Here is a 19,668-nt window from a genome sequence, read left to right on the forward strand (position 1 = left end):
CATGGCCACCGACGACGTCCGCATCCAGGGCAAGAAGCTCAAGAACCTCCCGAAGGTGTCACTGCACGACCACCTCGACGGCGGGCTGCGCCCGCAGACCGTCCTGGAGCTCGCGGACGACATCGACCTCGACCTGCCCGCGGAGGACGCGAACGGGCTCGAGGCCTGGTTCTCCGACCACATCGACGGGGGTTCGCTCGAGGATTACCTCGAGAAGTTCGACGCCACCATCGGGGTGATGCAGACGCGCGAAGGGCTCGTGCGCGTGGCGAAGGAGTTCGTGGAAGACCTCGCGGACGACGGCGTCGTCTACGCCGAGGTGCGCTGGGCGCCCGAGCAGCACCTGACCCGCGGCCTGAGCCTGGACGACGTCGTCGACGCCGTGCAGGAGGGCATCGAAGAGGGCGAGGATGCCGCGGATGCGCGCGGCAAGGACATCCGCGTCGGGCAGCTGCTCACCGCCATGCGTCAGGGCTCGCGCTCGCGCGAGATCGCCGAGCTCGCCGTGTCGTGGCGTGGTCGCGGCGTCGTCGGCTTCGACCTCGCCGGTCCCGAGGACGGGTTCCCGGCATCGAATCACCGCGCGGCCTTCGACTACCTCGCCGAGCAGTTCTTCCCCACGACGGTGCACGCCGGCGAAGGGGCGGGGCTGGCATCCATCCGCTCCGCGCTCATCGACGGTCGGGCCGTGCGCCTGGGCCACGGCGTGCGCATCGCGAACGACCTCGATGTCGTCTCGCGCGAGGGCGAGGAGGTGCTGGTCACCTTCGGCGACATGGCGCGGTGGGTGCGCGACCGGGAGATCACGCTCGAACTCTCGCCGACGTCGAACCTCCAGTCGGGCGCGGTCACGGCCTGGGGCGACACGATGGACGCCCACCCGTTCGACCTGCTCTACCAGCTCGGCTTCTCGGTCACGGTGAACGTCGACAACCGCCTGATGAGCCGCACGACGCTGACGCGGGAGCTCGGGCTGCTGGCGCAGGCGTTCGATTATGACCTCGATGACCTCGAGGCGTTCCAGCTCAACGCCGCCGCCGGAGCGTTCCTGCCGGTGGAGGAGCGCGAGGAGCTCATCGAGATCATCGCTGAGGGCTTCCAGCGCTGAGCCGGCAGGTGGACGGGTGCGCTCGTCCCGCGCTCCGGAGAGATTCCGCGCTTGCGGGTCTCGCATGCGGGCGGCGAGGTCGTTCCCGCGCGTCGATCCGGAGCGCGGCGCATTCCCGCCTGGCGCACAGGAGCGGGAGGTCGCGGCGTGTCCGGCTGAACCGTAGTCCCGTGCTCCGGATCATCGCTGCCGAGACCGGCTGCGTCGCGCGGGTGTCGGCGCGAAAACGGAGCGTCCTCCGGAGCGCCGAACCGCCGGCCCGTGGCCGAGAATCTCCTCCAGCTGTGCGCGCACGGACTCTGGCCGCGAAAGCACGTCCGCCGCGAGCAGCCGGACGGTGACATAGCCGCGCGCGAGCGCGGCCGCGTCACGGCGACGGTCGCGCACCTGCGCATCCCACCCGGAGTGAAACCGGCGGCTGTCGCATTCCACGATGAGCCACCCGTCGACGACGAGATCGACACGCCCGACACCGTCGATGACCACCTGCAGCTGCGGTCGGTGGCCGAGGGTGCGGAGGATCAGGCGGACGAGCGTTTCCACTCCCGCCTCGCTGCGCGCATCCAGGAGACCACGAAGCACGCTGAATCGCGCGGGCAGTCGCCGGAACGCCTCGTCCACACCGCGCTCGTCGACGAGGCCGAGGTGCCAGGCACTGTCGAGCGTCGCGATGGCGTGCCGCGCGGGCTGACACAGGACAGCCTGCGCGAGCGCCCCCGTGAGGTCCGCGACGAGCGACTCCGCGGGTGCTGCCGTCGGGCGCCAGTGGCAACGTACCTCCGCCGGTCGTGACGGCAGACGTGTCGCGTGGGGATCGATCTGGATGTGCGGGCCTGTCCGCGAGTGCACGAAGACTCCGAGGTGTGACAACAACGAGACGCAGTCGAGGCGGCCTCCCCATCGAGCCACGTCGATCAGGAGCTGCGGGGTCTCCCGCGGCGCATATCGCCCCAACCGGAGGCGGTGCAGATCTCCTTGCGAAACGGCGGCGGTGATCGCGCGCTTCGTCATGCCCGCCTGTCGGAGCTCACTCGTCGTGAGCGACCGAGGGACATCGGCCGGGATTGCAGGGACGCGCACCGACCCAGTCTTGAACCATGGGCCCCACCAGGTGGTGAGTTTTCCGGAACGGTGGAGAGCCGAGCGCTGTGGAGGAAGGGCGGATGCCCCGAAGCTCGCGGGCCGCGCTCCGGACATACTGCGCCCAAGAAAGCGGGCCGAGCGCGAGGTATGGAAAAAGCGGCGAGATGATCCGGAGCGCGGGACGCCGCCGCACGTACGCCCGCGGCCCGGGGCGGAGAGGCCGCGTCAGGGCGTGGGAAGGAACGCCGCCAACTGCTCGGCGATGACCCTGTCCACCTCGGCCGGATCCGCCGTGGGCGTGCCGTCACCGGCCTGGGGGCCGTAGGCGCCGAACGACGCGTGCGAGGCTCCGGGGATCTCGACGAAGGTCGCGTTCGAGGGCAGCTCGCCCTTCGCCTCGGTGATCTTCTGGGGCGTGGACAGCCCGTCCTCCGAGCCGGACAGGCTCAGCACGGGAAGCCCCGAACCGGACAGGTCGTTCGCGCAGTAGGAGGCGAAGAGCACGAGCGCGTCGGCGTCCGTCGCGAGCTGACACGCGCGCACACCGCCGAGGGAATGGCCGCCGACGGCCCACACCGAGACGTCGGGGGCGAGCTCGGTGAAGGCCGAGAGGGGGCGCGGATCGAAGAACGCGAGGTTGAGCCACGGACGCGTGATGACGACCGTGATCCCGTCGTCGACGACCGTGTCGGCGAACGTCGCGATGTAGCCCTCGGCCTGGACTTTGGCGCCCGGGATGAACACCAGACCCTGCCCGGTTCCGCCGGCGGTGGGGGAGAGCACGACGGCCGATCCGTCCTCGGCGATCGTCATCCCGGGGTTGGCTCGGGCATCGGCGAGGGGGCCCGGCTCGGCTGCCATGACCCCGACCTGGCTGTAGATCAGGATGCCGCCGACCGCCAGCACAACGAGGGCGCCGAGGCCGCCCAGGATCCAGCGCAGGACACGAAAACGCCGACGGGGCGCTCTGGGCGCCCCGTCGGCGGACGGTGTGGTGTCGGTCACCTCACGAGCGTAACGCCGCCTGCCGTGCGGCGACGATCTCCTCGACGCGCGCGAACAACGGGTGCTCCGGTGCGAGCCCGGTCACCTCGGCGGTGACCGCCGCAGCATCCAGGTCGCCGAGCAGCCGCTGGAGCTCCACGGCCTGGGCATCCTCGGCATCCTGGAACTCCAGGGCGGCGGCCATCGCCGCCACGAGCGCGTCGACGGGGAGACCCCGCTCGATCGCCTCGGCCGCGGGCCCGACGAAGCGTTCGTGACGCGAGAGCTTGCGCAGCGGCTGTCGCCCGACGCGCCCCACGGTGTCGGGCAACGCGGGGTTGCGGAAGCGCCGCAGGATCGTGGCGCGGTACTGTCCCTGCACCTCGGGGTCGAGCTCGTGTTTCTGCACCAGGAGCGCGCTCGTCTCCTCCAGCGCCGCCTCGACCTTCGCCGCGATCGCCGGATCGGCGAGCGCATCGGAGATGCGCTCGATTCCGGCCTGGGCGCCGAAGTACGCGGTCGCCGCGTGGCCGGTGTTGACGGTGAACAACTTGCGCTCGATGTACGGCTCGAGGTCGTCGACGAAGTGCGCGCCCGGGATGTGGGGCGGGGCGTCGCCGAACGGCCCGCGCTCGATCGCCCACTCGTAGAACGGCTCGACGGTCACGTCGACGCCGCCGACGGCCTGGGCCGGGACGATACGGTCCACCGCGGTGTTGGCGAAGACCGCACGGGCTTCGAGGGCGTCCCACGACTCGCCGGCGATCTCGACCACGTGTTCGCGCAGCTGGTCGGTCGCCCCGATCGCGTTCTCGCACGCCATGATCTGCAGGGGGGCGAGCGAGGGGTCGCGGAGAGCGAGCCCGGCGACGATGTGCGGCGCGACGAACTTCAGGATCGTGGGGCCGACCGCGGTGGTCACCACGTCGGCGGTGGCGATCTCATCGACGAGCGCCTCGGCATCCGTCGAACTGTCGATGGCGCGGAAGCCGGTCACCGTCTTGTCGGTGCCGCCCTCGCCCACCTCGTGGACGGTGTACTCGGATGCCGCGTTGATGGCGGCGACGAGCGGGGCCGAGACGTCGGAGAAGACGAGCTCGTAGCCGCCCTCGTGGAGCAGCAGACCGACGAAGCCGCGACCGATGTTGCCGGCGCCGAAGTGGACGGCCTTCATGCGTTGACGGAGCCCGACAGGGCCTCGAAGAGCTCCGCGGGGGAGGAGGCGGCCTTCAGACGGGCGACATCGTCCTCCTCGGAGAAGAGGATGGCGATCTGCGACAGGATCTCGAGGTGCTCGTCACCCTTGCCGGCGATCCCGATCACGAAGCTCACCGGCTCCCCGCCCCAGTCGACGCCGCCGTCGTAGCGGACGACGGAGAGGCCGGAGGCGAGGATGGCCTGCTTGGTCTCGTTGGTGCCGTGGGGGATCGCGAGTTCGTTGCCCATGTAGGTGGACACCGTCTCCTCGCGCTGCTGCATCGCGGCGAAGTACTCGCCGGTGACGGAGCCCGCGGCTTCGAGCAGATCGGCGGCTTCCTTCATCGCCTCCTCACGGGTGGCGCTGCCGGGGTGGATGCGAACGGATTCGATGCGGAGGACATCCGACATGGTTCTCGCCTTTCTCGTCGTGCTGTCCAGCCTCGCAAAACGCGGGCCGGACGGGAAGACGAAGGGGCCGGGATTGTGTCCCGGCCCCTCCGTAGGGGTGTTACTTCGCCTCGTGCTGGCTGCGGACCATCTCCACGACCTCGTCGTACTTCGGCGAGTTCATGAAGTTGTCCACCGACACGTGGATCGCGTCGGGGTTCTGCGCCTTGGCGCGGTCGGTCAGCTGGTTCTGCGTGATGACCAGGTCGGCGGTGCCGTCGAGGTTCGCGATCGCCTGGTTGGTGACCGTGACGCCCTCGATGCCGGCCTTCTTGATCTTGTTGCGCAGGACGCTGGCGCCCATGGCCGAGGACCCCATGCCCGCGTCGCAGGCGAACACGATGGTGTTCAGCTGCTTCGTCGCGACGGCGCCTTCGAGACCGCTCAGCGAGCCTTCGACATCGCGGTCAGCCGACGCGAGCACGTCGTCGTTCGACGAACGGTTACGCAGCGCGCCCAGCGTGGACGACTCCTTGCCCTTATTCGCCTCGGTCGCCGCGATGGCGGCGGAGAGGTCACCGGCGCCTTCGGTGGCGAGATCGCGCTTGCGCGTGCGGATGAGGAAGAGCGCCGACAGCAGGAACGACACCGTGGCCGACAGGATCACCGACAGGATGACGCCGACGTAGCTGTCCGGTGCGGTGGCCAGCAGCACGGCGATGATGCTTCCCGGAGCTGCGGGGAATCGCAGGCCGCTGTTGAAGATCGCGTTCGTCGCCACGCCGGTCATGCCGCCCGCGATGACCGAGAGGAACAGGATCGGCTTCATCAGCACGTACGGGAAGTAGATCTCGTGGATGCCACCGAAGAACTGAATGATGATCGCACCGGGGGCCGAAGCCTTGGCCGCGCCGACGCCGAAGAAGGTGAAGGCGAGGAGGACGCCGAGACCGGGTCCGGGGTTGGCCTCGATGAGGAACAGGATCGACTTGCCGGTCTCGGCGGCCTGCTGGATGCCGAGGGGCGTGAACACGCCGTGGTTGATGGCGTTGTTCAGGAACAGCACCTTCGCGGGCTCGACGATGATCGACAGCAGGGGCAGCAGGCCGACGCTCACGAGACCGTTGACGATGGTCCCGAGGAACGAGCTGATGGCCGAGAAGATCGGGCCGAATCCGAAGAAGCCGGCGATGGCCAGCAGCATGCCGAGGATGCCGGCGGAGAAGTTGTTCACCAGCATCTCGAAGCCGGGGCGGATCTTGCCGTCCCACAGCTTGTCCATCTGCTTGGTGATCCAGGCCGCCAGCGGGCCCATGATCATCGCGCCGAGAAACATCGGGATCGTGGTGCCGACGATGACGCCCATGACCGCGATCGAGGCCACCACGCCACCGCGCTCGCCGTAGACCATGCGGCCGCCGGTGTTCGCGATGAGCAGGGGCAGCAGGTAGGTGATCATCGAACCGACCAGACCGACGTACTGCGGGAAGGTCGTGCCGTCGGGGTTGGCCGCCAGGGTGGTCATGGCGTGCTGCCAGCCCACCTTGCCGGCGTCGCCGAAGCCACCGAGCATGTCGGCGACGGGGTACCACTTGCCCAGCCATCCGGCCGAGATGAACAGGGTGGTGATCAGACCCCACGCGATGAACGCCGCGATGTTGGGCATGATCATGCCGGAGAGGAACGTGCCGAATCGCTGGACCGCGACCCGTGCACCTCCCGGCTTCTTGACTGTAGACGCCGTCGTCATTGCTGTGTCTCCTTGTTGTGGATGCGGCCGGGGCCGCGGGGGTGGTGCGCGGCTCAGGCCGCGGCGGATGCGGAGGCGGCCTGGGCGGCCTCCCGGGCGGAGGCCGCGTCGTCGGCGGCCAGGGCTGCCTCGGCGATGCGGCGGGCATCGTCGAGCGTGTGGGTCAGAAGCGAGGCGCGCACGTCGGCGAGCGCGGTGGGCGCCATCGACAGCGTGGTGGCACCGAGGCCGACGAGCACGACCGCGAGCAGCGGGTCGGCGGCGGCCTCGCCGCAGATGCCGACCGGCTTGCCGTTCGCACGGCCGGCGGCGCCGACCTCGCGGATCAGGCGGAGGACGGCCGGATGCCACGGGTCCTGGAACGACGCCACCGAACCGAGCAGCCGGTCGGCGGCGAGGGTGTACTGCGTCAGGTCGTTCGTGCCGATCGAGGCGAAGTCGGCGATCTGCAGGATGCGATCGGCCAGCAGAGCGGAGGAGGGCACCTCGACCATCACGCCGGTCGTCTTCAGGCCGTAGTCCTTGGCCAGCGCCGTGAAGTACCGGGTCTCCTCGACCGTGGAGACCATGGGCGCCATGACCCACAGATCGGCGGGGCCGGCCGCGGACTTGCGGGTCTCGGCATCCGCTTCGGCCAGCGCCGTCAGCTGCTCGCGCAGGATGTCCTCGCTCGCGCGGAGGGCCCGGAGGCCCCGCAGGCCGAGGGCCGGGTTCTCCTCGTGCGCGTCGTTGAGGAAGGGGAGCGGCTTGTCCGCGCCGGCGTCGAGCACGCGCACGACGACCTTCTTGCCGGGGAAGGCGCTGAGCAGCTCGATGTAGGCGGCGCGCTGCTCCTCGACGGTGGGTGCGGAGCTGGAGCTGAGGAAGAGGAACTCGGTGCGGAACAGGCCCACGCCCTCGGCGCCGAGCTCGACGGCTTCGGCAGCGCCGCCGGGCTTGCCGAGGTTGGCCAGCAGCGGCACCTTCGTGCCGTCGGCGAGAGCGCCGTCGGTGATGGGGGCGGATGCCGCGGCGGCCCGCGCGTCGGCCCGGTTCTTGGCCCGCGCCAGGTCATCGTCGCTCGGGTCGACCGTGACGACGCCGGCGGCGGCATCCACGATCACCGTCTGGCCGTCGACCAGGTCCTTCGCGCCGGTCGCGCCGACCACGGCGACGATCGACTTCTCCCGCGCGAGGATCGCGGTGTGCGAGGTGGGGCCGCCCTCGGTGGTCACGAGCGCGAGCACCTTGTCGAGGTCGAGGAGCGCGGTGTCGGCGGGGGCGAGGTCCTTCGCGACGAGCACGAACGGGTGGCCGGGATCCGGGATGCCGGGGGCGGCGACGCCGCGGAGGCGCGCGATGACCCGCTGGGCGACGTCGTCGAGATCTGCGGCGCGCTCGCCGAGATAGCCGCCGAGGGCGACGAGCTGCTCGCGGAAAGAGGCGAAGGCGTCGTGGACGGAGAACTCGCCGTTCTTGCCGGCGGCCAGGCGCGCGTCGACCTCGGCTTCGAGGGTCGGGTCCTCGGCGATCATCGCCTGGGCCTCGAGCACGTCGCGGGCCGCGCCGCCGGCCTGCGCACCGCGGGCTTCGAGCTCGCGGGCGACCGCGCCGACGGCTTCGCGGACGCGCGCCGTCTCCTGCTCGACCGACAGCTCGCTGGGGCCGTCCTTCGGCGCGGGCAGGGGTTCCGCCATGCGCGCGATGGGGCCCTGGGCCACGCCCAGTCCGATTCCGACTCCACGGAGTTCCGTCATGTTCCTGTGCTTCCTTTACTCGGCGTCGTGGTCGGTCGTCAGCAGCTCGCTGAGGCGGTCGAGGGTGGCTTCGGCGGTGTCGCCGTCGGCGGTGAGGGTCACGTAGTCGCCGTACTCCAGGCCCAGGGCGATGATCCCGAGGATGCTGGCGGCGTTCACCGGAGCCCCGGCGTCCTTCGCGATCGTCACGGGGATGCCGGACTCCTTGGCGGCCTGGGCGAACAGCTTCGCGGGGCGGGCGTGGAGGCCGTGCGACGATCCGATGCGGACGGTGCGGGTGAGCTGGGGCATGGGTGTTCCTTTCCGGCGGCGGGTCAGACGGTGTCCGCGGATTCCCGCGCGCCCATCGCCTCGTCCACGAGAGCGAGCGTGCGGGTACCGGTCAGGTCGGTGAAGACGTCCTCGGGCAGCAGCGCGACGCGCACCCCCCGTGTCGCGGCATCCTGTCGTATCCGCTCCAGGTCGGGGGCCAGGTGCGGGCCGACGAGGACGATGTCGGTCGCGTCGAGATCGATCGGGAGCGATCTCACGGTCCCCGCCGAAGCGGAGTAGGGGAGGCCGCGATCATGGGCGGCGCGTTGAACACGCTGTGCGACGAACGTGCTGGACGCACCCGCGCCGCACACCACGAGGATCCTCATCGACCCGCCTCCTTTCCCTCGATTCTCGGCACCGCGTTCACAGCGGACAACCAGGTTCGTTTCCCACCCCCCGGAACGCCGTTGCCGCGACCCGGCGCCCCGAGAGGAAGCGCGTGGTTGGATGGACGGAGCGCTGCCAACCTGGGGACGGCGCGGAGGACGGATCGTGACGACGAAAGCTCGCCAAGACCGCCTGCTGGCCCTGCTGCTGCGGGACGCGGAGTGGTCCACGGCCGCATCGCTGGCGGATGCGCTGGGCGTGACCCCCCGCAGCGTGCGTTCGTACGTGACGGCGGTCAACGCCCGCGTCTCCGGGGGTGCGGCGATCGAGTCCGGACCGCTCGGCTACCGCGCCGGCACGGACGCCGCCCTCGCCCTGCGCGCCGGTTCGCCCGCCGACAGCGGAACCCCGCGCGATCGCCTGCACACGCTCGTGCGCCGGCTCCTCGACTCCGCCGACGGCATCGACGTCTACGAGACCGCGGACTCGCTCCACGTCAGCGCCGCCACGCTCGAGGCCGACCTCGCGCGCGTGCGAGGGCTGCTGGGCGGAACGGAACTGACCCTCGAGCGCTCGGCATCCACCGCCCGCCTGCGCGGAACCGAGGTCGCGCAGCGGCGGCTGCTGTCCAAGCTCGCGCACGACGAGATGGATGCCGGCATGTTCGACCTCGACGCGCTGCGGCGGACGCTCGGCGAGAGGTCGGTCGGGGCGCGTGCGTTCGGCCCGTTCAAGGCCGAACTGGTCGCCGAGCTCGGGGCGCTCGGATACTTCGTGAACGAGATCGGCATCGGCGACGTCGTCATGCACATCGCCATCGCCGCCGACCGCGTCACGCGCGACCGGGGCCTCGGGGCCGCGGCGGGCGAGACCTCGGAGGCCGCGGACACCGTCGCCGACCTGCTCGACCGGCTCACCCTCAAGCACATCGGCGTGCAGCTCGGCGCGGGCGATCTGCGCCACCTCGCGACGCTCGTGCTGACCCGTATCGTCGCCCCCGGCGCGCCGGCGCGCGACGACGTGCGCTCGCGCCTCGACCCCGCGGTCGAGGGAGCGGTGCGCGCGGTCGTGGAGGCCGCGGCATCCCAGTACCTGGTGGACATCGCGCACGACGACTTCGTGCTGCGGCTGGCGCTCCACGTGCAGAACCTGCTGCACCGCTCGCGGGAACAGGCCTGGTCGCGGAACCCCCTGACGCGGTCCCTGAAGTCGACGTATCCGATGATCTTCGAGGTCGCCGTCTACATCGCCAGCGGTCTGCAGGACGCCCTCGGCATCCCGATCCTCGACGACGAGATCGCCTACATCGCGATGCACGTCGGCGGGCGCCTCGAGCGCAGCCGTCGCTCCGACCAGCAGCTCACCGCGACGATCGTGTGCCCGGGGTACTACGAGCTCCATGAGCTGCTGCGCTCCAGCGTCGACCGCTCGCTCGGGCAGGCGATCGAGGTCGTCGGCGTCGAGACGCGCATCGACCCGGCGTGGGACTCCATCGACACAGACCTCGTGCTCACCACGATCGACCCGCCCCGTCCCGGCGACCGATTCGTCCGCATCCAGCCGTTCCTCACCGACGCCGACGTCGAGCGCGTGCAGGCCGCGGCGTCGCGCGTGCGCCGAGGCCGCCGTCTCGCCCGCCTCCGCGCCGAGCTCGAGACGTACTTCTCGCCCGACGCGTTCGTGCGCGGGCTGGATGCCGACGGCGGCGAGGCGGGGGTCATCCGGCGCCTCGGCGGGCTGCTGGTGGACGAGGGCGTCATCGACGACGACTACGTGGCCCGGGCGGTGGAGCGCGAGGGGATCTCGTCGACCGCGTTCACCGACGCGCTCGCCGTGCCGCACGCCATGGGGATGACCGCGACCCAGACGCGCATCGCGATCGGCATCGCCGACCCCTCGATCGCCTGGGGCGAGGGGCGCGTGCAGGTGGTGGCGCTCGTGGCGTTCAGCGAGACCGACCGCGAGGCGTTCCAGACCGTGTTCGAGCAGTTCGTCGAGGTGTTCAGCGAGCGCGACAGCGTGCAGCGGATCGTCCGCCGCGCGACGGACTTCCCGGCGTTCCTCGACGAGCTGGTCGCGGTGATCGACGGCTGACGTCGGGCTGCGTGGCAGATCCCGCGGGTCGTAGGTGGCCCCGGGGCCACGCCGGCACAGGGGCGGCCCAGGATACCTACGTCGGGGAGCGGCCGGGGCGGATCCCGAAGGCTGCGAGCCGCCGCCCGAGCGTGGCGGCATCCGTGATGTCGGCCCACCCCCACCGAACGACAGGGCGTTCGGTCGGGGGTTCGTTCTGCATTGCCGAGAGCGCGGGTGGCCCCGGGGCCACTTCCGTCGCCCCGGGGCCACCCGCGCGCAGCTCCGCGCACCGCCGCACGCCTGGGCGCCGGACCCGCGTCAGCGCACGGCCGCGAGCAGCTCCTCCGCACCGGCGCGCAGGGCGGCCAGGCGACGGTTCGCCTTCTTCGCCGACGAGCCGCGCACGTCGAGGTACAGCTTCAGCTTCGGCTCGGTGCCGCTGGGGCGGACGATGAGGCGCGAGCCGTCCTCGAGCCAGATCCGCAGCACGTCGCCCGGGGGCAGCCCGTCGACGCCCTCGAGCAGATCGTCGACCTTCGACACCGCGACCTCGCCCACCGCGGACGGCGGCTGGGTGCGGAGGGAAGCCATGATCCCGCCGATCTCGCTCAGGTCGGTCACGCGCACCGAGATCTGATCGCTCGCGAACGCGCCGAAGGTGTCGCGGAACTCCTGCAGGAGGTCGGCGATCGTCCGGCCCTCGGCACGGGCGGCGGTGACGAGACCGAGGAACGCCACGGCGGCGGAGATGCCGTCCTTGTCGCGCACGGTTTCGGGGTTCACGAGGTAGCCCAGAGCCTCCTCGAAGCCGAAGACGATGCCGGGCGCCCGCGAGATCCACTTGAAGCCGGTGAGCGTCGCGTGGAAATCGAGTCCGTAATGCTCGGCCACCGCCTGCAAGCCGGGCGACGACACCAGGGAGCACGCGAGCGAACCGCCCGACGCCGAACGCGCCGCGCGCCACCCGAGCAGCAGCCCGATCTCGTTGCCCGACAGACGACGCCAGCCGCCGTCCGCGTCGGCGTCGGGGATCGCGACGGCGAGGCGATCGGCATCCGGGTCGTTCGCGATGACGAACTCCGCGTCGGCGGAGCGCGCCGTCTCGAACGCCAGGTCCATGGCCCCGGGCTCCTCCGGGTTGGGGAAGGCCACGGTGGGGAAGCGCCCGTCGGGGTGGATCTGCGCCTCGACGACCGTCGGCGCGGGATACCCGGCCGCGGCGAGTACGCGAGACACCGTCTCCCACCCGACGCCGTGCATCGCGGTGTAGACCCAGCGCAGCCCGTCGACGCCGGCCGGCGCGGGGGCCACGGCGGCGGTCGCGGCGACATAGGCCTCGACGAGCGACTCCGGCGCGTTCTCGAAACCGACCGAGCGGGGGAGGACCGTGACGTCGCCGGCATCGGCCACACGCTGGATGTGCGCGGCGATCTCGGCATCCGCCGGCGAGACGATCTGTGCACCGTCGTCCGCACCGCCGAGGTACACCTTGTAGCCGTTGTCGTCGGGCGGGTTGTGGCTCGCGGTCACCATGACGCCGGCGTCCGCGCCGAGGTGGCGCACCGCGAACGCGAGCACGGGCGTCGGCAGCATGCGGGGGAGCAGGATCGCGCGGAGCCCCGCACCGGCGAAGATCTCCACCGAGTCGCGGGCGAACACGTCGGAGTTGCGGCGTCCGTCGTAGCCGACCACCACGGTCGGCGTGCCGTCGGGCTGCTTCTCGCGCAGGTACGCCGCGAACCCCGCGGCGGCCTGGGCGACGAGCACCCGGTTCATGCGGTTCGACCCGGCGCCGAGCGTGCCGCGGAGGCCCGCGGTGCCGAAGGCGAGGCGGGTGGCGAAACGGTCCTCGAGGTCGGCGGCCGCCTCGGCATCCCCGCCCTCCACCCGCGCGAGCAGCGCGGTGAGTTCTTCGCGGGTGGTGGCATCCGGGTCCTGGGCGAGCCAGGCGCGGGCCGCGGCGACGTGGTCGCTCACAGCGCGCCGATCACGCGGGCCAGCAGCGCGGAGATCACCGGCTCGGCGTCGCGCCCGGCTTCGAGCACCTCGGCGTGGCTGAGCGGCGTCTTCTGGATGCCGGCGGCCAGGTTCGTGATGAGCGAGAAACCGAGGATCTCCATGCCCGCCTGGCGCGCGGCGATCGCCTCGAGGGCCGTGGACATGCCGACGATGTGGCCGCCGATGGTCTTGGCCATCTGCACTTCGGCGGGGGTCTCGTAGTGCGGACCGCGGAACTGCGTGTACACGCCCTCGTCGAGGGTCGGGTCGATCGAACGGGCGAGGTCGCGCAGCCGCTGCGAGTACAGGTCGGTCAGGTCGATGAAAGTCGCGCCCTCGAGCGGAGAGTCGGCGGTGAGGTTGATGTGGTCGCTGATGAGCACCGGCTGGCCGGGCTTCCAGGTCTCGCGGATGCCGCCCGCGCCGTTCGTCAGGATCATCGTGGTCGCGCCGGTCGCCGCGGCGGTGCGGACGCTGTGGACGACCCGGCGGACGCCGTGACCCTCGTAGTAGTGCGTGCGGGCACCGATGACGAGGACGTTCTTGCCGCCGGGGGTGCGCACGCTGCGGAGGGTGCCGACGTGTCCCTCGAGGGCGGGCTTCGAGAAGCCGGTGACCTCGGTCGCGGGGAACGCCGCGGTCTCCTCGCCGATGAGTTCGGCGGCGCGGCCCCAGCCGCTGCCGAGGGTGACCGCGATGTCGTGACGCTCGACGCCGGTGAGGCGCGCGATGTCGGCGGCCGCCGTCGCGGCGACCTCGAACGGGTCGACCGCCGGGTCGTCGAGCTGGTGAGAGTTGCTGTGTGCCATAGGACCACTCTAGAAACCCGCGGCATCCGGGGCCAGGCGCACGGGCCGCGCGTCGCTCTAGGGAAGAATGGATGCCATGGTGCAGAGCTTCGAGCGCAAGCAGTCCGTCGCGATCGTCGGCGGGGGCCCCGGCGGCTACGAAGCGGCTCTCTCCGCCGCCCAGCTCGGCGCCGACGTGACCCTCGTCGAGCGGGCGGGCGTGGGCGGCTCGGCCGTCATCACCGATGTCGTGCCGTCGAAGACGCTCATCGCGACCGCCGATGCCGCCGTGGCGATCCGCAACGCCAGCGAGCTGGGCGTGCAGCTCTTCGCCAAGGATGACCGCGGCAAGCCCCTGGCCCCCGAGGTCGCGATCAACCTGGCCGCGGTCAATCAGCGGCTGCTCTCGCTCGCGCGGCAGCAGTCGGACGACATGCGTTCGTCGCTGCTGGAGGCGGGCGTCCGCATCATCTCCGGCCACGGACGCCTCGACGGCTCCGGCGCGGTCGTCGTCTCGACCGAGGCGGGCGGCACCGACTTCGACCGCATCGAGGCCGAGACACTCGTGGTGTCGGTGGGCGCCTCGCCGCGCGAGCTGCCGTCCGCACAGCCCGACGGCGAGCGCATCCTCACGTGGACCCAGCTCTACAACATGAAGTCCGTCCCGCAGCACCTCATCGTCGTCGGCTCGGGTGTGACCGGCGCCGAGTTCGCCTCGGCGTACATGAACCTCGGCGCGAAGGTGACGCTCGTCTCCAGCCGCGACCAGGTGCTCCCCGGGGAAGACCAGGATGCCGCGGCCGTGCTGGAGCGCGTCTTCCAGCGGGGCGGCATGACCCTGCTGTCGAAGGCGCGCGCCGACTCGGTCGTGAACACCGGTGACGGCGTCACCGTGACGCTCGCCGACGGCCGCACGATCGAGGGCAGCCACTGCCTCATGGCCGTCGGTTCCATCCCCAACACCGCCGGTATCGGGCTCGAGCAGGCGGGCGTGCAGATGACGCCGTCGGGCCACATCCGCGTCAACCGCGTCGCGCGCACGTCGGTGCCCAACATCTACGCCGCGGGCGACTGCACGAACTTCTTCCCGCTGGCGTCCGTGGCATCCATGCAGGGGCGTCAGGCCGTCTTCCACGCGCTCGGCGACGTCGTGATCCCCCTGGAGACCCGCCGCATCACGGCGAACATCTTCACCGCGCCCGAGATCGCGACGGTCGGTTTCAGCGAGCAGGACATCGCCGACGGCAAGATCGCCGGGGTCGTGAAGAAGCTGCCCCTGTCGGCCAATCCGCGCGCGAAGATGCAGGGCATCACCGACGGCTTCGTCAAGCTCATCGCGCGGCAGGGGAGCGGAACCGTCATGGGCGGCGTCATCGTCGCCCCGCGCGCCTCGGAGCTCATCTACCCGATCGCGATCGCCGTCGAGCGTCGCCTCACCGTCGACCAGGTCGCCCGCGTGTTCGCGGTGTACCCGTCGCTGACGTCGAGCATCACGGACGCTGCCCGCGCGATGCACATCGTCGACCGCGACGATCCCGGCGAGGACTGAACGCGGCATCGCGCCGGCCGCGTGCCCCGCGGCGGGGGTACGGCGGGGGTACGGCGGTGCGCCGGGGCGCGCGTTGCCGCGGTCGGAAGCGGCGGTGCCCGTAGGCGCAATGGGTGGCGATAAACGGCATCCACGATGAGAAACGCGCTGTCGCCCCGTTTCTCGTCGGGAACGGCGTTTATCGGATCGGGGCGCGACGCGCCCCGCGTCGGCGCACGGCGCGCGGCCGCCCCGGGACACTGCGCGACAGCGCGCGACACCGTGCCCCCGTCGCGCGCGGGGAGTTGCGCAACTCCGCCGATAAACGCGATCTACGGCGAGAAACGCGCCGTCGTGGCGTTTCTCGTCGTGGATGCCGTTTATCGCGCAGCCGCAAAGCGCGACGCCGCCGCACAGTTGCGCCGACGCCGCAAAGCGCGACGCAGCCGCGCAGCGCGACGCCGCCGCACAGCGCAACGCCGCCGCCCAGTTACGCCGACGCCGCGCCCCCGGAGGGACGCGGCGTCGGACGAGGACGGGATGCCTCAGCTGATCAGCAGCAGCGGATGGCCGGCCGCGACGGTCGAGCCGGGGGTCGCGTCGATGCCGGCGACGGTGCCGTCCTTGTGCGCCTGGATCGGCTGCTCCATCTTCATGGCCTCGAGCACGACGACGAGGTCGCCCTTGACGACCTGCTGGCCCTCCTCGACCGCGATCTTCACGACCGTGGCCTGCATCGGGGACTTCACGGCGTCGCCGGTGGCTCCGGCGGTCGGCGACGCGGAGTGGGACCGGCGCGACGGCGGTGCGGCGGCCGGGCGTCCGGGCTTGGCGGCGGGGACGGCGATCCGGTCGGGGAGGCTGACCTCCAGGCGCTTGCCGCCGACCTCGACGACCACGGTGTGACGGCCCTGAGCCTCGGCGGGTGCTTCGAGCTCACCGTCCCACGCGGGGATGTCGTTGACGAACTCGGTCTCGATCCAGCGGGTGAAGACGCCGAACGTGCGGTCCTCGGCGGTGAACGCGGGGTCGCGGACGACCTTGCGGTGGAAGGGGAGCACGGTGGGCAGTCCCGCCACCTCGAACTCGTCGAGGGCGCGGCGGGCGCGCTCGAGCGCCTCGGCGCGGTCGCGTCCGGTCACGATGATCTTCGCAAGCAGCGAGTCGAACGCGCCCGAGACGCTGTCGCCCGCCGTCACGCCGGAGTCGAGGCGCAGCCCCGGACCGCCGAAGGTCTTGAAGACGTGGATGGGGCCGGGCTGGGGCAGGAAGTTGCGGCCCGGGTCCTCGCCGTTGATGCGGAATTCGAACGAGTGACCGACGGGGGCGGGGTCGTCGTACCCGAGTTCCTCGCCCTCGGCGATGCGGAACTGCTCCCGGACGAGGTCGAGGCCCGTGACCTCCTCGGAGACCGGGTGCTCCACCTGGAGGCGCGTGTTGACCTCGAGGAACGAGATCGTGCCGTCGGCGCCGATGAGGAACTCGCACGTGCCGGCACCGACGTAGCCGACCTCGCGGAGGATCGCCTTGGATGCCGAGTAGAGGATCGCGTTCTGCTCGTCGCTGAGGAACGGCGCCGGGGCCTCCTCGACGAGCTTCTGGTGGCGCCGCTGCAGCGAGCAGTCGCGCGTGGAGACGACGACGACGCTGCCGGCCGCATCCGCGAGGCACTGCGTCTCGACGTGGCGCGGCTTGTCGAGGTACTTCTCGACGAAGCATTCGCCGCGGCCGAACGCGGCGACGGCTTCGCGCGTCGCCGACTCGAACATCTCGGCGACCTCGTCGAGCTCGCGCGCGACCTTCAGTCCGCGCCCGCCGCCGCCGTAGGCGGCCTTGATGGCGATCGGCAGGCCCACCTGCTCGGCGAACGCGATGACCTCGTCGGCGCCCGAGACGGGGCCGGGGGTGCCGGGTGCGAGCGGGGCGCCGACCTTCTCGGCGACGTGGCGCGCGGTCACCTTGTCGCCGAGGGCCTCGATGGCCTCGGGGGAGGGGCCGATCCAGACGAGACCCGCGTCGATCACGGCGCGGGCGAAGTCGGCGTTCTCGGCGAGGAAGCCGTAACCGGGGTGCACGGCGTCGGCGCCGGAGCGGCGGGCGACCGAGAGGATCTTCTCGATCGAGAGGTACGTGTCGGCGCTGGTCGCGCCCTCGAGCGCGTACGCCTCGTCGGCGAGGCGGGTGTGCAGGGCGTCACGGTCCTGGTCGGCGTAGACGGCGACCGACGCCTTTCCCGAATCGCGTGCGGCGCGGATGACACGGACGGCGATCTCGCCGCGGTTGGCGACGAGAACCTTGGCGATCTTCGGCATTCGTCCAGCCTAGCGAGGGGAGGTGCGCGTCTTTTGACCCTCCTCGACAAGAAACGCCGAAAAACGTGTGCTGGAGTCTACGAACGGTTCCAGAGGTCGGTCCATGACCCGCCGAGTTCACGGACGAGACGCCGCACCGTCGACAGCGACATCCCCACCACCGTCGACGGATCTCCCTCGACGCGCTCGATGAAGGCGCCGCCCAGGCTGTCGACGGTGAACGCGCCGGCGACGAGCAGCGGCTCGCCGCTGGCGACGTAGGCGGCGATCTCGTCGTCGTCTACGTCGGCGGCGAATGTCACCGATGCTTCCGCACCGGCGAACGCCTCCCGGGGCTTCTGGCCGGGCGTCACGCGGAACACGCTGTGTCCGGAGTGCAGCACGCCCGTGCGCCCGCGCATGTCGCGCCAGCGCGCGGTCGCGGCCTCGGCGGTGTAGGGCTTGCCGAGGATCTCGTCGCCGAGCGCGAACATCGAGTCGCCGCCGATGACGAATCCGTCGAACCCCGATCCTTCCTCGGCCAGAAGGGACGCGACGTCGGCGGCCTTTCGGCGTGCGAGCAGCAGGACGTGCTCCGGCGCCGGAAGCGTGCGCCCCTCGGACGCCTCGACCTCGGCGATCACCGCCTCCTCGTCCACTCGGGGAGCCCGGGTCTCCGGCTCGATCCCGGCCTGCCGCAGCAGCATGAGACGAGCGGGGGAGGTGGATGCCAGGCACACGCGCATGCGTCCACGCTACCGACGACGCGGCCGCGGCGGATCGTCGTATGACAGGCTCGGAGGATGCAGAACGGCGACCTCATCGATCTCGACATCACCGGAGTCGCCCACGGCGGCATCTTCGTCGGGCGCCACGAGGGCCGCGTGGTCTTCGTCCCGGACACCCTGCCGGGCGAGCGGGTGCGCGTCCGTCTCACCGACACGCGGAAGAAGGCGTTCTGGCGCGCCGAGGCCCTGGAGGTCCTGGATGCCGCGCCCGAGCGTCGCCCGCACGTGTGGCCGTCGGCCGCGATCGACCGTTCGCCCGACGAACGCGTCGGCGGTGCGGAGTTCGGCCACATCGAGCTCGGTCAGCAGCGGCTGCTGAAGGAGCGGGTGATCCGAGAGTCCCTCGAACGCGTCGGTCGACTCGAACTCCCCGTGTCGGTCCGGCCGGCCGGGGACGACGAGACGTCCGACGGCACGCGTTGGCGGACGCGTGTGAGCCTGCACGTCGACGAGGACGGGCGTGTGGGCCCGTTCGCCCCGCGGTCGCACCGCGTGGTCGAGACGCCCGATCTTCCGCTCGCGACGGACGCGATCGCCCGCGCGGCCGCCGATCTGCGCGGCGCCGCTCCGGGCCGGATCGACCTCGTGCAGCCCGCCGACGGGCGGGTCCGCGTCCTCCCTCGCCCCGACGGAGCTCCCGCGACCGGGACGGTCGAGGTCGTCGAGGAGCGCGTGGGCGACCGCGTCTTCCGCGTCGACGCGGGCGGCTTCTGGCAGGTCCACCGCTTGGCGGCGGGAGCTCTCACCGAGGCGGTCGCCGACCGTATCCGCTCGGCGGCGGGAGAGTTGGACCCGGATGCCGTTCACCTCGACCTCTACGGAGGGGTGGGGCTGTTCGCCGCGGCACTGGCCGACATCGGCGGCGCATCCACCCGGGTCGTCAGCGTCGAGAGCGACGCGCGCGCGACGGAGCATGCGGGGGAGAATCTGGCCGAGTGGGTCGGTGCGCGCGCGGAGACGGCGCGGGTCGACCGCTACGTCGCCCGACTGCGCGCGGACGCCTCGGAGCGAGAGCGGGAGCGGATCTCCCGCGGTGTCGTCGTCCTCGATCCTCCTCGCGCCGGCGCCGGTCGCGAGGTCGTCGAGGGGATCGCGGGGCTCGATCCCCGAGCGGTGGTCTACGTGGCCTGCGACCCCGTCGCGCTCGCGCGGGACCTGGCGACGTTCGCGGTGCACGGGTACCGCGTCGACGGGGGCGTCCACGGTCTCGATCTCTTCCCCCACTCCCACCACGTCGAGGCGGTCGTCGCCCTGCGGCGATGACCCGCAGGGCGTCCACGGTCTCGATCTCTTCCCCCACTCCCACCAC

General features: G+C 71.5%; 16 protein-coding genes. 4 read left to right on the plus strand and 12 right to left on the minus strand.

From position 1 onward, the window contains the following. Position 1 precedes the first annotated feature (1 nt). On the plus strand, positions 2-1,108 hold the full coding sequence (locus BGO45_RS09115) for an adenosine deaminase (RefSeq protein WP_292693160.1): 1,107 nt from the start codon (positions 2-4) through the stop codon (positions 1,106-1,108). Between the two features lie 180 nt (positions 1,109-1,288). Here the strand turns inward: BGO45_RS09115 and BGO45_RS09120 are convergent, their stop codons facing one another. The 8 genes from BGO45_RS09120 to BGO45_RS09155 form a co-directional block, all read right to left on the minus strand. Further along, complete coding sequence (locus BGO45_RS09120) at positions 1,289-1,957, minus strand: hypothetical protein (protein WP_292693162.1); 669 nt, start codon at positions 1,955-1,957, stop codon at positions 1,289-1,291. A 459-nt stretch (positions 1,958-2,416) separates the two neighbouring features. Further along, complete coding sequence (locus tag BGO45_RS09125) at positions 2,417-3,196, minus strand: alpha/beta hydrolase (RefSeq protein ID WP_292693164.1); 780 nt, start codon at positions 3,194-3,196, stop codon at positions 2,417-2,419. Between the two features lies 1 nt (position 3,197). After that, entirely contained in the window at positions 3,198-4,349 is a 1,152-nt protein-coding gene (locus tag BGO45_RS09130; RefSeq protein ID WP_292693166.1) for a mannitol-1-phosphate 5-dehydrogenase, read from the minus strand. Beyond that, positions 4,346-4,783: a PTS sugar transporter subunit IIA gene (locus tag BGO45_RS09135; RefSeq protein ID WP_076491064.1), complete on the minus strand. Its 438-nt coding sequence runs from the start codon at positions 4,781-4,783 to the stop codon at positions 4,346-4,348. The genes BGO45_RS09130 and BGO45_RS09135 overlap by 4 nt, the downstream gene beginning before the upstream one ends. 100 nt (positions 4,784-4,883) lie before the next feature. Next, on the minus strand, positions 4,884-6,512 hold the full coding sequence (locus tag BGO45_RS09140) for a PTS mannitol transporter subunit IICB (RefSeq protein ID WP_292693169.1): 1,629 nt from the start codon (positions 6,510-6,512) through the stop codon (positions 4,884-4,886). A gap of 53 nt (positions 6,513-6,565) precedes the next feature. After that, on the minus strand, positions 6,566-8,248 hold the full coding sequence (ptsP, locus tag BGO45_RS09145) for a phosphoenolpyruvate--protein phosphotransferase (RefSeq protein ID WP_292693171.1): 1,683 nt from the start codon (positions 8,246-8,248) through the stop codon (positions 6,566-6,568). Positions 8,249-8,263: 15 nt separating this feature from the next. Beyond that, entirely contained in the window at positions 8,264-8,539 is a 276-nt protein-coding gene (locus BGO45_RS09150) for an HPr family phosphocarrier protein (protein ID WP_076491061.1), read from the minus strand. A 23-nt stretch (positions 8,540-8,562) separates the two neighbouring features. Then, a complete protein-coding gene (locus BGO45_RS09155) occupies positions 8,563-8,889 on the minus strand; it encodes a PTS sugar transporter subunit IIB (protein ID WP_076491060.1) in 327 nt (108 codons plus the stop codon). A 121-nt stretch (positions 8,890-9,010) separates the two neighbouring features. On the opposite strand from BGO45_RS09155, the gene BGO45_RS09160 reads away from it, so the two are divergent. Further along, complete coding sequence (locus BGO45_RS09160) at positions 9,011-10,984, plus strand: PTS sugar transporter subunit IIA (protein WP_292693177.1); 1,974 nt, start codon at positions 9,011-9,013, stop codon at positions 10,982-10,984. Positions 10,985-11,284: 300 nt separating this feature from the next. Here BGO45_RS09160 and BGO45_RS09165 read toward each other — a convergent pair whose 3' ends face one another. Both BGO45_RS09165 and BGO45_RS09170 read right to left on the minus strand, forming a co-directional pair. Beyond that, complete coding sequence (locus tag BGO45_RS09165) at positions 11,285-12,943, minus strand: phospho-sugar mutase (protein ID WP_292693180.1); 1,659 nt, start codon at positions 12,941-12,943, stop codon at positions 11,285-11,287. Next, positions 12,940-13,773: a purine-nucleoside phosphorylase gene (locus BGO45_RS09170; RefSeq protein WP_292693183.1), complete on the minus strand. Its 834-nt coding sequence runs from the start codon at positions 13,771-13,773 to the stop codon at positions 12,940-12,942. Before BGO45_RS09170 ends, BGO45_RS09165 begins: the two co-directional genes overlap by 4 nt. 67 nt (positions 13,774-13,840) lie before the next feature. Here BGO45_RS09170 and BGO45_RS09175 point away from each other — a divergent pair, with 67 nt between their 5' ends. Beyond that, entirely contained in the window at positions 13,841-15,301 is a 1,461-nt protein-coding gene (locus tag BGO45_RS09175) for an NAD(P)H-quinone dehydrogenase (RefSeq protein WP_292693186.1), read from the plus strand. A gap of 524 nt (positions 15,302-15,825) precedes the next feature. Here the strand turns inward: BGO45_RS09175 and BGO45_RS09180 are convergent. Both BGO45_RS09180 and BGO45_RS09185 read right to left on the minus strand, forming a co-directional pair. Then, positions 15,826-17,592 carry a biotin carboxylase N-terminal domain-containing protein gene (locus tag BGO45_RS09180; protein ID WP_292693188.1) on the minus strand — a complete coding sequence of 589 codons (1,767 nt, stop codon included), beginning with the start codon at positions 17,590-17,592 and terminating at the stop codon, positions 15,826-15,828. Between the two features lie 77 nt (positions 17,593-17,669). Next, positions 17,670-18,317, minus strand: a complete 648-nt coding sequence (locus BGO45_RS09185; RefSeq protein ID WP_292693191.1) for a nucleoside triphosphate pyrophosphatase — start codon at positions 18,315-18,317, stop codon at positions 17,670-17,672. Positions 18,318-18,374: 57 nt separating this feature from the next. Between BGO45_RS09185 and BGO45_RS09190 the strand changes: the two genes are divergently transcribed. Further along, entirely contained in the window at positions 18,375-19,622 is a 1,248-nt protein-coding gene (locus BGO45_RS09190) for a class I SAM-dependent RNA methyltransferase (RefSeq protein ID WP_292693194.1), read from the plus strand. The last annotated feature ends 46 nt before the right edge of the window (positions 19,623-19,668 follow it).

It is taken from the genome of Microbacterium sp. 71-36 (assembly GCF_001898305.1).
Taxonomy (GTDB): Bacteria; Actinomycetota; Actinomycetes; order Actinomycetales; family Microbacteriaceae; genus Microbacterium.

Coding starts and splice junctions, on each gene's coding strand:
- BGO45_RS09185 (WP_292693191.1), bottom strand. CDS start 18,317: ATGCGCGTGTGCCTGGCATCCACCTCCCCCGCTCGTCTCATGCTGCTG.
- BGO45_RS09190 (WP_292693194.1), top strand. CDS start 18,375: ATGCAGAACGGCGACCTCATCGATCTCGACATCACCGGAGTCGCCCAC.
- BGO45_RS09180 (WP_292693188.1), bottom strand. CDS start 17,592: ATGCCGAAGATCGCCAAGGTTCTCGTCGCCAACCGCGGCGAGATCGCC.
- BGO45_RS09150 (WP_076491061.1), bottom strand. CDS start 8,539: ATGCCCCAGCTCACCCGCACCGTCCGCATCGGATCGTCGCACGGCCTC.
- BGO45_RS09130 (WP_292693166.1), bottom strand. CDS start 4,349: ATGAAGGCCGTCCACTTCGGCGCCGGCAACATCGGTCGCGGCTTCGTC.
- BGO45_RS09135 (WP_076491064.1), bottom strand. CDS start 4,783: ATGTCGGATGTCCTCCGCATCGAATCCGTTCGCATCCACCCCGGCAGC.
- BGO45_RS09155 (WP_076491060.1), bottom strand. CDS start 8,889: ATGAGGATCCTCGTGGTGTGCGGCGCGGGTGCGTCCAGCACGTTCGTC.
- BGO45_RS09140 (WP_292693169.1), bottom strand. CDS start 6,512: ATGACGACGGCGTCTACAGTCAAGAAGCCGGGAGGTGCACGGGTCGCG.
- ptsP (WP_292693171.1), bottom strand. CDS start 8,248: ATGACGGAACTCCGTGGAGTCGGAATCGGACTGGGCGTGGCCCAGGGC.
- BGO45_RS09160 (WP_292693177.1), top strand. CDS start 9,011: ATGGACGGAGCGCTGCCAACCTGGGGACGGCGCGGAGGACGGATCGTG.
- BGO45_RS09175 (WP_292693186.1), top strand. CDS start 13,841: ATGGATGCCATGGTGCAGAGCTTCGAGCGCAAGCAGTCCGTCGCGATC.
- BGO45_RS09170 (WP_292693183.1), bottom strand. CDS start 13,773: ATGGCACACAGCAACTCTCACCAGCTCGACGACCCGGCGGTCGACCCG.
- BGO45_RS09115 (WP_292693160.1), top strand. CDS start 2: ATGGCCACCGACGACGTCCGCATCCAGGGCAAGAAGCTCAAGAACCTC.